Below are 11,194 nucleotides of genomic sequence, written 5' to 3'. Positions count from 1 at the left end.
GATATGAAAAGGTCTAACACTGAAATAACACAAAGAGGCTATTTGAATCTAATTTACTATTCACAATCCCGGTTATTAGCTTGTTTTAATTGACTTTTTATCATAATTATGTAATAATTAAATAACTCTTTTAATATTGAAGGTAAAATCATGACAGGAGAATATGAATCACTGAAAAAAGTACTGAGTACGATTGAGGCTGAGAAAGATTTAAATAAAAATAATATAATTAAGAAAATAAAAACAGAACTAGAGGAACAGGATCAAGGTCTATATAAAGATTGGGAGGAAGGTAAATTTGATGTAAATCATGGATTTAGCTTAAATATTTCAAGGATAGAGTACTCAAAGCTTCCATTATTAATAATAGCTGCTCAGAATGGTTACACAAAGACAGTAGAGGCTTTAATTCAAGCAGGAGCAAATGTTGACGCAGTGGATCAATGTAAAAGGACTCCTTTACATCATGCTGCTTTGAATGGTTGCGTAGACACAGTAGAGGTTTTACTCAAAGAAGGAGCAAAAGTTGATTCAGTAGATCAATATGAAATGACTGCTTTGCATAATGCTGCTGAGAATGGTCACAAAGAGATAGTAGAGGTTTTAATCGAAAATAAAGCTAATATTGATGCGAAAAATTGCAATGGTAGCACTGCTTTGCACTATGCTGCTTTTTATGGTCGCAAAGAGATAGTAGAGTTTTTAATCTTAAAAGAAGCAGATGTTAATGCGAAAGATAGTTCGAATCGCACTGCTTTGCACCATGCTGCTTTGTGTGGTCGCAAAGAGATAGTAGAGTTTTTAATCTCAAAAAAAGCAGATGTTAATGCGAAAGATAGTTCGAATCGCACTGCTTTGCACTATGCTGCTTTGTGTGGTCGCAAAGAGATAGTAGAGTTTTTAATCTCAAAAGAAGCAGATGTTAATGCGAAAGATAGTTCGAATCTCACTGCTTTGCACTATGCTGCTTTGTATGATCACACAAAGATAACAAAGGCTTTATTCAGAATAGAAGCAGATTTTGATGTAGACGAACCTCTTTTTTTACATCATGCTGCTAAGAATGGTCACGTAGATATAGTAAATGCTTTAATCAAAGCAGGAGCAGATGTTAATGCAGTAGATAAATATGGAAAGACTCCTTTAGATTATGCTAAGAATCAAGACGTAGTAAAAGCTCTATTAGACGCAGCTTTTGTGAAAGCACGTAATAAGGCAATGATTGCTGGTGGAGTGAATACATTATTAGGCACTGCTATAGCAGTGGCACTTTTTACAACTGGAACAATTACAGCTCAGTTGATACCTATCGTTATAGCAGTGGTTGCAGTTACAGCAGCAGCACTGGTAGTTGGTTGTGCTACATATGCATTACTAAAGCCTAGTACTAAAGTTGATGGAGCAGAGAAATCATCTGCCGCCTTAATAAATGGACAGCAGGGAGTTACTAGCATTCCTTCATAGTAGAGCGCGTGACGCAGGTTCCTGGATCACAGTGTCTGGGCACTGGGATGACAACGAAGGGGCTGCTTGAATAACAACGAAGGGTTATTTGGATAATAGCCGTACTTGATCTGGATCCCAGTGTCTAGGCACTGGGATGACAAGGGGGGATACTAGGATGACAACGAAGGTGCTGGAATGAAAGGAGTGTTAGATAAAGCTACTTGTATAACTGTTGCACATCCATAAACTCCTTTTCGTTTTGAATGCTGATGATAGTGTGAGTGTTGAGAGGTAAAGGGTCATTTCTATGTCCATGTCCTACCCCTTTTATTGTAAATACTGGAAAGTTAACACTTTTTGCAAACCTTTCTTTTACAATTTCAACAAGATTATCATTATAACAGTTAACAAAGTCACCGAATATTACTGCATCTACTCCATCAAAAATATGAGCTTGTTTTAGGTGATCTAAACTTCGCTCAATTGAATATGGATAAACTCTTATGTCTTCTAAAAATAGAATTTTGTTTTTTGCGTTTATTTGCCAAGCAGTTCCTATGCTATTTTCAACCAAAGTCATATTACCACCGATGATTTTAGACTCTAATTTGCCATTTTTTAGTCTAACTCCATTATTTATCATCTTTAAGTTGTCAAATCTGATAGAGTTGCGTTGGTTAAGAATTAATTCTTTTAATTTTTCAACAGAGCTTTCAGCAACAGAGTTATTTACTATCATTTCCAACATGGTGCCGTGGAGGGTTTGCCAGTCGTATTTAACTTGCAGATAAATATGTAAAGCAGTGATATCACTATAGCCTATAAGAATTTTTTTGTTTTGAGCAATTCTTTCTTTTTTATCATTGGGCAGCTTTTCTAGGTAAGGAATTAGCCGAGAAGCCCCTTCTCCTCCTCTGATACACCAAATTATTTTGCTATCATCAGTGAGCGCATTAACCAAATCATTCGCTCTAAACTCATCAGAGTTAGAATAAAATGGGTTGTCATTACTGTATATTTTCTCCGAAATGTGAGGATTAAAATCCAAAGTTTTTACGTATTCTCTTATAGTAGGCAGATCTGATTCTTTTCCTTTCGAAGAAGGAGCAATAATATCAACTTGATTTGCAGGATTAGTGAGTAAAAGGCATAGAAAATAAAGAATAAAGGAATACATTAAAATATCTTATGAAACTCTTGCTTTAATATATCATCTAATTCGCAAAGAGAAACTTTTACTCCTAGTTTTTCCATTGATGTAACGCCGTAATCTTTTAGTCCACAAGGAATAATACCCTTATAGTGGGAAAGATTCGGAGAGACATTAAGCGCTATGCCGTGATAAGTTATCCATTTTCTCAAGCGAATGCCAAAAGCTGCTATTTTTTCTTCTACTCCATTATTGTTTACCCAGATACCTATTCTATCTTCCTTAAATTCCCCAAGTATATTAAAGTGTTTTAAAACATTTATGATCCAATTACTTAGGTCTCTAATGTAGAGCTTTATGTCGCATTTGTTTCTTTTTTTAAGGTTTAGCATTAAGTATATAATGCGCTGCCCTGGTCCGTGATATGTATATTTACCACCCCTACCTGTTTTATATATAGGAAATAATTTTTCAATAATGTCATCATCTGTTGCACCGATTCCTGCAGTATAAAGTGGAGGGTGCTGGAGTAGCCATACTAGCTCATCAGATAAATTATTGTAAATTTGTTGAATTTTTGCTTCCATGAATTTCACAGAATGGTTATAATCAGCAAATTGGTTAGATATTAGCCATTCTGTCATATTCTATTTCTTTAGGTCTATCAATGTCATTCCAGTCTGGAATCCAGAAATTTGATTGTAGATAGCACACTGAACTGGTAAGCATAGCTGTTTTACGCTAAAAGGAACGTATTTGACTAAATTGTATAAAAAGATGGATCCTAGTGTCAAGCTACTTGGATGACAAATATGGGCTACTTGAATGGCACTATCGCAAACGAACTAGTGTCAGCTACTTGGATGACAGTGCGCCGTAGAAACACGGAAAGTGTTGAAGCTGTGCAGTAGATGAGGGAGGGCCCCTCGGAGCCGGTTTGCAAGAGCAGGCTTCAAACAGCCATAAGCTGCTTTGGTAAAGAGCTAAGGTAGTGAGCGTTATGGAAAAGGCACAATTATGTGTCATGTATGAAATAGAGAGACGAACGCAAGTGAACCACTGATGAAGTGTCGAAAGCGTAGAGACGACGTCAAAACCAGGGGGTAGTCGTTAACCTGGGATGAATCTACTGGGAGCTTGTTTACTGGGTAGGTGGCGTCCGGCATAAAAGTGGCGTGAATCTATTTTAGGCTATTGCATGGAACTACGGGAACCTGTCGTTTCGATGAAAAGGGAGAAGTCCAAAGAGCTGATCTCTGAGGATGAGAGTACCGATGCGAAAAACAGGGGCGGATTAGCTCGTAGTAGCGAAGAAGTTTCTGTAATGGAAATGGAGTGAACACTGCCATTAAGTTAAGGAAAAGTGATGAACTGTATTATAAAATCAGGTAAGATTCACAAATTAAAAGAAGTAATGACATGAGTAAAAAAAAGAATAATCATGTTTATAAAAAATAAATTGATGAGTTTAAACTTTATAAACGCACACAGAGCATCCTCAAAAGACTTCTCACGAAAAAGAAAGCTGCCCTTCGTTAATGTATTTCTCCTGATTTTTAGAAAGAGTGTAAAGTCATTACAAGTGATGCTTAATGAGTTTGTTCTGCATACAAGAAAAGATTATACAATTACGGCAAGTGCATTTACTCAAGCAAGAAAGAAGCTAAAACATACTGCGTTTTCAGAGTTAAATGATGATATAGTTTCCCTATACTACCAAGATCAGGAATTTAAAACCCACCATGGCTTCAGAGTACTTGCATTTGATGCTTCAATACTGATTCTGCCAAAGAGCGACAAAATAATAGGTGAGTTTAGCTCAAGAGCAGTATGGAATGGAATCCAGAGATTTGAAGACTATACAAGTGCAACCTTTGAAGTTTGCTACGATATGCTAAATAATATTGCAATAAAATCTGTGCTAAGTAGAGGTGACAGCTATGAGGTTGATTTAGCAATCGGTATGCTTGAATCCATAAAATCAGACGATTTGTTAATCTGTGATAGAGGATACGTATCTTATCGATTTCTTGCTGAGCTTACAGGAAGGAAAATCAATTATATAATTCGCTGTTCAAGTTCGTCTTTCAATGAAATAAACGCTATGTTTAAGCCGGAAAGCCCATCTAGTACGGTGGTAGTGTCTACCGCACCTATTAAAGTAGCAAGACAGCTACGAAAGCTAGGATTACCTGATGAGATGAAATTCAGGTTAGTCAAAATAATACTTTCTTCTGGCGAAGTTGAAGTGTTAGTAACATCTCTGTTAGATGAGAAACGTTTTACAGTTGAAGAGTTTGAGAGATTATATTACTTGCGCTGGGGAGTAGAAACATTTTTTTCTAGGCTGAAGGGAAGATTAAATTTAGAGAATTTCACAGGAAAAAGTATTGAAACTATTGTAAGTTAAAAATGTGATATAAAGGAAACAAGAGGGAAGATAACTCTAATCACTATAGGAATAGAGTTATCACGGGTGTGTGCGACCGGTGAAACAATTGGTATTACAACCGTATTGATCAAGGTACACTAGCCCTATCTCTCGATACGTTTGAATAGTTGCGTGGGACATATGTATGCACCCGTTTACAATCTTAAATTAATTAAACTATCGAGGTTATCATGATTACATCTTATCAAAATTTTATAGGCATTGATATCGGAAAATTTAAAAATGTTGTTGCAGTTCACAATCAGAAAAACGCTGTTACATTTAACAATAATACTGCTGGTTGGCAACAATTGTTTAAAGAGTTTTCAAATATCTTACCTGATTCTTTAGTAACTTTGGAGAACACAGGAAAGTACGAACTTGGCTTAGCACATTTTCTTGTTGATAAGAATATTGCTGTACATCGAGCTAATACTCGCAAAGTAAAAAGCTTTACCTTATCTCATGGAACTTTAGCAAAGTCTGATCAATCAGATGCAAAAGCTATTGCTCAATATGGATTTGAACGCTATAGTACTCTACCTCTATTTGTACCTATGTCAAAGGAACAAACAACTTTAGCTGCACTTTGCCAACGTCGTGATGATCTTACGCAAATGAGAACTCAAGAGAAATGCAGATTAGAAGCACCTGAAAACAGCTATGTAAAAGAAAGTTGCCAAAAAACTATTGACTTTTTTAACAGTCAGATAAAGGAGCTCAACGATTCCATACAAAAGATTATCGATGAAAATCCAGAGTTACAGAAGCGCCAAAAAATCCTTAGAACAGTGCCAGGAATAGGTCCAAAATTGTCTCAAGACTTTGTATGTCTAATGCCAGAACTTGGCTACTTAAACAAAAAAGAAGTCGCAAGTCTTGCTGGAGTTGCGCCACATCCAAAGGAAAGTGGAAAAACTATTGGCTATCGAAGAATAACAGGTGGTAGAAGCAATGTTCGTACAAAGCTTTTTACAGCTGCGATGGCTGCTACAAGATCTAAATCTGCACTTGGTACTTTTTACTCTGATCTTATTGGTAGAGGTAAAAAGAAGATGGTGGCTATAACAGCTCTAATGCGAAAGATCATAGTAATTGCCAATGCACGACTTAAAGAAGCAATTAATATGAAATAAAAAAGCTGCATAGAAAATAGGTTAATGAATATGTGCGCCCACACAAACTGAAAGCACATATTCATTAATCATAAGATCTAAGCAGTAACAGCTGTTTGATATAAAATTCTTTTTCTGTAATAAATTAGATTTTTTATTGCCGAAAATACATTTTTTAGTTGAGTAGAAATACAAAATTATAAACAAGAGTTGTAATAAAACTAAACTCAAAAAATTAAAAAAAACATAGTTGATCAAGCAGGATTTTTGGTCAACTATCTTCATCAGTAATCTAGAAAGTATCATGATAGAAGATGATGAAGAGACATTGAGCTCACAGAATAGTAAACTAAAAAAAAGCATCAATAAATCTGTCTCATTTAATGCGATTAAAAACTTAGCCTTTGATATTTTTTCTACAGAGTCAGACATAGACTGCATTATGGATCGACTATCACAGTTATTTTTGATGAACACTTTAGTGGTGAGAAAAGGGAGAAGAGTTGATCGTCATAAGATATCTGATATTCGTTCACTCAACTACCAGAAAAGAGCTAGAAAACATGTGTTTTAAATTCAAGATATCTTTTCAGTATCATTGCATTAGTACATTCTTTGCAAAATAACCTGCAATTATTACTTTTTTAAATAACTTGCACTTTTCAGACTCCCTTTTCTTAAAAATTCACCCTAGTATTTACCATAATTATCAATCACTTCAAATTTTTTGTCCAATCTTAACTTCTCTTTCCCTTAACTTAATGGCAGTGGTTCTACCTTCTCCCTTTCTTTTTGAACCTGTAATTTTAACTCATCAACTTCTGCTTTTGCTGCCTCAGCTTCATTCTTAGTTTGTTCTACCTTCTCCCTTTCTTTTTGAACCTGTAATTTTAACTCATCAACTTCTGCTTTTGCTGCCTCAGTTTCATTCTTAGTTTGTTCTACCTTCCCTTTCTCTTCTTGAACCTGTAATTTTAACTCATCAACTTCTGCTTTTGCTTCCTTAGCTTCATTCTTAGTTTGTTCTACCTTCTCCCTTTCTTTTTGAACCTGTAATTTTAACTCATCAACTTCTGCTTTTGCTGCTTTAGCTTCATTCTTAGTTTGTTCTACCTTCTCCCTTTCTTTTTGAACCTGTAATTTTAACTCATCAACTTCTGCTTTTGCTGCCTCAGTTTCATTCTTAGTTTGTTCTACCTTCCCTTTCTCTTCTTGAACCTGTAATTTTAACTCATCAACTTCTGCCTTTGCTGCTTTAGCTTCATTCTTAGTTTGTTCTACCTTCTCTCTTTCTTCTTGAACCTGTGACTTTAATTCACTAGCTTCTGCTTCTAATTGTGTAATTTCTCTTTGTGATTCCACAGCATCTTTTTTACACTGCATTAACTTATCTTTTGCCTTCTTAGTTTCATCTCTACAGTCACGAAGTAAATCTTCTTCTGATTTATCATCCTCTTTTCCCGCAACCTGATCTCCTAGATTTTCGACTTGCTCACCCTCTTCACCATAAAAAAGTTTGTTGGCATATAAATTACTATTATTAACTTGATCGCTATAGATATTGTTTGACATTGTGACATCCTATACAGTCAAAACTGGAATTAAATTAGAGTATAAAAGCTAGGAATTCAACATGGGTAAAAGAAACCACAGCTCAGGAAATCTAAGGTTAACTCAGAAATTATTATAAGCCAAGTAGATCTAGCATGATAACCAACAATTAGATTTTCTTTCAATTTCCACCTTACTCACCAGCTTGACACAGTCCATCTTTATTCATTAGAGAGCCGTGATTCCTCTACTCTCCAATGATTAACACTTGTCAGTTTTGAGTGTAGTAGTTGATAGCCTGTACGTAAATACGTTGCTTTTGTCCTTTAGAAATTTTTAGTCTACTATCTTTATCCAGAAAAAAATTGTAAAATTTCTATAGTTATGGTATAATTGTAAATACCGCTTGCCAATAAGCTGAGTATAAAAATGCCGTTCGGACAAATCATTACATATAGCACGATATTACTTACTATAATTGCAGTATTTCTCTTTTTGAGAAAAATATACAAAAATCATATTAGAAAAATTATATTTCCTCTAAAAGTTCTCAAAGAAGAGTGGGAAGAAAATAGAAGATTTAATGAATTGTATCAAAAAAATAAGCAAAAAGAGTTGATGAAACAACAGGAAATGCTAAGGGAGAAACAAAAGAATATGCAAGTTTACAAAGAAGATCTAGAAATAGTTGATATAGCAAAACCGTTAGGTAAATGGACAAAGATGGTTATGATGGGTAATAGTTTAATGAAACATTTTGCACAATTGATAAACAGAGAAGGTGATAAGAAAGGATTTTGGGAGCTATTTATAAAAGCTCAGTCTTCAACTAAGGGTAAATATAAAGGAAAAGGCAGATAATCCATGCTTGAATGTAAAAATCTATCCTGTGCTCGTAATAACAAAGTATTATTTAAAAACCTCAATTTTAAAGCTGAGCCAAAATCAAAAATCTTAATCACTGGTCCAAATGGTAGCGGCAAAACCAGCTTAATCAGAAGTTTATCTGGACTCTTACCACCAGTATCAGGCAATATAAGATACTGCGGAAAAGACATATATGATGATCCAAAATCCTTTATATCTTCCATGGTTTACGTAGGACATAAAAACGCCTGTAAAGATAGTTTAACAATTGGTGAAAACATAGAATTCTGGGCAAGAATACGGAACACTAGAGAATCAGTTATGGCAGCTGCTTATTGTTTAGAGTTGCAGCCTGTATTTAACATTAGATATGGTGAACTTTCTGCAGGCTGGAAAAGAAGAGTTGCGCTTGCTCGCCTTTTAATTTCTAATGCAAACATTTGGCTGATAGATGAACCATTCTGTAATCTTGATAGCACAACATGTGAATTAGTATTGAACCTAATCTCAATACGCTCTGAGCAGAACGGTACAGTAATTATTACAGGACATAGCTCTACAGAACAATTGTGTGACTTCAAGACAATCGACATACGTGATTTTAACAGACCTCTTGTATAATTTTTGGCCTTATTGTATTTACATCAATAATTTATTATCACATTTAATATTACGCATTAAAATTAACTCATCTCTTTCAAAGGCTCTATATTAAAAATCGAAAGTCCAGAAGCAATGACGTGTGCTAAGGCTTGGACGAGAAACATTCTTGCAGCGGTGAAATTTAAGTTATTCTCCAGTATAAACCTCATATTTAAATCACTTTTGCCATATCCCCATAAAACGTGAAACGCTTCTGCAACTTCAAGTAAGTAGAAAGTGATTCTATGTGGCTCACAAAGCCTTGCAGATATTTCTACCACATCTGGCCACTTTGCTAAGGTTTTTATGAGGAATAGCTCCCCATCTGTCTTTAAAAGTGAAGGGTCTGCTGTTGGGAGCTCTTTTGGAGCATTACGCATTAACGAATGAGCACGGGCGTGCGCATATTGCACATAAAAAATAGGGTTGTCTTTTGACTGTTCTTTAACTTTAGCAAAATCAAAGTCCAAGACCATATCATTCTTGCGTGTTAACATTATAAAACGAGTTATATCCCTGCCAACCTCTTCCACTACATCCCTAGCTGTAAGAAAATTTCCTGATCTTTTCGACATCTTAACAGGTTTGCCATTTTCGAAGAAATTCACAATATTATGCAGTTTTACCTCTATCTTTGCTTGATCATCACTGAGCGCAGAGACAACTGCTCTAAGCCTTTTAATATAACCGCCATGGTCACTGCCGAGCTCTACGATCATATTGTTAAAACCACGTGATATCTTATCAAAATGGTAAGCAATATCCGATGCAAAATAAGTCCAGCTACCATCCTCTTTTTTTAGTGCGCGGTCAACATCATCACCAAATGTTGTAGAGCGAAATAACATTTCTTTTCTGGAAGTCCAACTTTCACTTTCTTTGCCTTTTGGTTTCTCCAAGTATCCTTCATACACAAGACCCTTATCAGATAATATCTTTATACTCTCTTCGATTTTGCCATTTTTTTGTAGCTCATACTCTGAAGTAAAAATATCATGATTGACTCCAAGCAAGCTCATGTCTTCCTTTATGAGTTCTAAGATAGAACTTAAAGTATATTCTCTAATTACTCGATTATCTTCCTCTGATCTAAGCTCCTTTCCATATTTTTTAGCTAGCCCCTTCCCTATTGGCTTTAAATATTCACCTGGGTATAAACCTTTTTCGATGCTAATTTTCTCTCCCAGAGCTTCCTTATACCGCAAATATACTGACCGAATTAGCGTATCTATCTGCGCTCCAGCATCATTGATATAGTACTCCTTAGTAACTTTATAACCAACTTTCTTTAGCAAATTTGCTAAAACATCACCAAACACTGCCCCTCTTGCATGACCAATATGTAGTGGCCCAGTTGGATTTGCGGATACAAACTCAACATTGATGGCCTGATTGTTTCCAATGTTGAGAGTGCCAAACTCCGTTTTTAGCTCATTTATTTGCTTTAAAATCCCATGCCATACTTCCATTTTCAAGTGCATATTGATGAACCCAGGACCTGCTATTTCCACTTTTGCAACTTCATCAAAAGATTTAAATTCTTCTGCTAAGATCCCTGCAATCTCAACTGGATTCTTTTTTTCATGCTTTGCAAGCACCATAGCAACATTTGTGTAAATATCTCCATGCGCTCTATTGCTCGGAGGTTCTACAATAAAGTTTGTTGCATTCGTGCTTATAATACCCCTTTGCTTCAACTCATTTAACTTGCTGGAAATTAGAGAGGAAACCTGCTTGAAAATGTTCATTTATTATACTGCTAAAATCTATAGCAGTATAGTTGATAAATGGAAGGAGTTGAAGGGTTATCTGATGTAATCTATAGCTAAAGTGACTTAGGTTTACCGACAATTTGAAGAACTGTCATTCCGCTACTAGTTAGCGGCCGCGGTGGTATGACGTGTTGCTCCGTGTCAGCTACTTGGATAACACCTATAGCTCTGTCATTCCAACGCGTAACGCTGGAATGACAAAGAAGAATGGGCTATTGGT

General features: G+C 35.6%; 9 protein-coding genes and 2 pseudogenes. 7 read left to right on the top strand and 4 right to left on the bottom strand.

Annotated features, from left to right (window positions below; translation table 11 throughout):
- Window positions 1-150: 150 nt before the first annotated feature.
- A complete protein-coding gene (locus tag ABWU45_RS01725; RefSeq protein ID WP_353278749.1) occupies window positions 151-1,464 on the top strand; it encodes an ankyrin repeat domain-containing protein in 1,314 nt (437 codons plus the stop codon).
- A gap of 199 nt (window positions 1,465-1,663) precedes the next feature.
- Here ABWU45_RS01725 and ABWU45_RS01720 read toward each other — a convergent pair whose 3' ends face one another.
- Both ABWU45_RS01720 and lipB read right to left on the bottom strand, forming a co-directional pair.
- The gene (locus ABWU45_RS01720) at window positions 1,664-2,623 is read right to left on the bottom strand and encodes an LD-carboxypeptidase (RefSeq protein WP_353278748.1); all 960 of its coding nucleotides are present in this window, start codon (window positions 2,621-2,623) and stop codon (window positions 1,664-1,666) included.
- Complete coding sequence (gene lipB / locus ABWU45_RS01715; protein WP_353278746.1) at window positions 2,623-3,240, bottom strand: lipoyl(octanoyl) transferase LipB; 618 nt, start codon at window positions 3,238-3,240, stop codon at window positions 2,623-2,625. The genes ABWU45_RS01720 and lipB overlap by 1 nt, the downstream gene beginning before the upstream one ends.
- Before the next feature lie 554 nt (window positions 3,241-3,794).
- Here lipB and ABWU45_RS01710 point away from each other — a divergent pair.
- From ABWU45_RS01710 to ABWU45_RS01695, 4 genes and pseudogenes are all read left to right on the top strand, one after another.
- Complete coding sequence (locus tag ABWU45_RS01710) at window positions 3,795-3,935, top strand: hypothetical protein (protein ID WP_019078704.1); 141 nt, start codon at window positions 3,795-3,797, stop codon at window positions 3,933-3,935.
- Between the two features lie 102 nt (window positions 3,936-4,037).
- Window positions 4,038-4,997: pseudogene (locus ABWU45_RS01705) on the top strand (IS4 family transposase); the annotation flags it as partial.
- A 221-nt stretch (window positions 4,998-5,218) separates the two neighbouring features.
- Complete coding sequence (locus tag ABWU45_RS01700) at window positions 5,219-6,163, top strand: IS110 family transposase (RefSeq protein WP_353277894.1); 945 nt, start codon at window positions 5,219-5,221, stop codon at window positions 6,161-6,163.
- A gap of 232 nt (window positions 6,164-6,395) precedes the next feature.
- Window positions 6,396-6,716: pseudogene (locus tag ABWU45_RS01695) on the top strand (IS4 family transposase); the annotation flags it as partial.
- Window positions 6,717-6,895: 179 nt separating this feature from the next.
- Here ABWU45_RS01695 and ABWU45_RS01690 read toward each other — a convergent pair.
- Window positions 6,896-7,714, bottom strand: coding sequence for a hypothetical protein (locus tag ABWU45_RS01690; protein WP_353278745.1), 819 nt, complete (start codon window positions 7,712-7,714; stop codon window positions 6,896-6,898).
- Window positions 7,715-8,122: 408 nt separating this feature from the next.
- Between ABWU45_RS01690 and ABWU45_RS01685 the strand changes: the two genes are divergently transcribed.
- Together ABWU45_RS01685 and ccmA are read left to right on the top strand one after the other, a co-directional pair.
- Entirely contained in the window at window positions 8,123-8,554 is a 432-nt protein-coding gene (locus tag ABWU45_RS01685) for a hypothetical protein (RefSeq protein ID WP_264682413.1), read from the top strand.
- Window positions 8,555-8,557: 3 nt separating this feature from the next.
- Complete coding sequence (ccmA, locus tag ABWU45_RS01680; protein WP_064085635.1) at window positions 8,558-9,181, top strand: heme ABC exporter ATP-binding protein CcmA; 624 nt, start codon at window positions 8,558-8,560, stop codon at window positions 9,179-9,181.
- A gap of 62 nt (window positions 9,182-9,243) precedes the next feature.
- On the opposite strand, the gene argS is transcribed toward ccmA, so the two are convergent.
- Entirely contained in the window at window positions 9,244-10,950 is a 1,707-nt protein-coding gene (argS, locus tag ABWU45_RS01675) for an arginine--tRNA ligase (RefSeq protein WP_353278742.1), read from the bottom strand.
- Window positions 10,951-11,194 lie beyond the last annotated feature (244 nt).

This window comes from Wolbachia endosymbiont (group B) of Longitarsus flavicornis, from assembly GCF_964028135.1.
GTDB lineage: Bacteria > Pseudomonadota > Alphaproteobacteria > Rickettsiales > Anaplasmataceae > Wolbachia.
The sequence above is the reverse complement of the archived record's forward strand: the minus strand, read 5'-3'. Positions and strand labels throughout refer to the sequence as shown.

What these genes read in the sequence shown, in the direction of transcription:
- ABWU45_RS01725 (WP_353278749.1), top strand. Translation starts at nt 151, where the DNA reads ATGACAGGAGAATATGAATCACTGAAAAAAGTACTGAGTACGATTGAG.
- ABWU45_RS01720 (WP_353278748.1), bottom strand. Translation starts at nt 2,623, where the DNA reads ATGTATTCCTTTATTCTTTATTTTCTATGCCTTTTACTCACTAATCCT.
- lipB (WP_353278746.1), bottom strand. Translation starts at nt 3,240, where the DNA reads ATGACAGAATGGCTAATATCTAACCAATTTGCTGATTATAACCATTCT.
- ABWU45_RS01710 (WP_019078704.1), top strand. Translation starts at nt 3,795, where the DNA reads ATGGAACTACGGGAACCTGTCGTTTCGATGAAAAGGGAGAAGTCCAAA.
- ABWU45_RS01700 (WP_353277894.1), top strand. Translation starts at nt 5,219, where the DNA reads ATGATTACATCTTATCAAAATTTTATAGGCATTGATATCGGAAAATTT.
- ABWU45_RS01690 (WP_353278745.1), bottom strand. Translation starts at nt 7,714, where the DNA reads ATGTCAAACAATATCTATAGCGATCAAGTTAATAATAGTAATTTATAT.
- ABWU45_RS01685 (WP_264682413.1), top strand. Translation starts at nt 8,123, where the DNA reads ATGCCGTTCGGACAAATCATTACATATAGCACGATATTACTTACTATA.
- ccmA (WP_064085635.1), top strand. Translation starts at nt 8,558, where the DNA reads ATGCTTGAATGTAAAAATCTATCCTGTGCTCGTAATAACAAAGTATTA.
- argS (WP_353278742.1), bottom strand. Translation starts at nt 10,950, where the DNA reads ATGAACATTTTCAAGCAGGTTTCCTCTCTAATTTCCAGCAAGTTAAAT.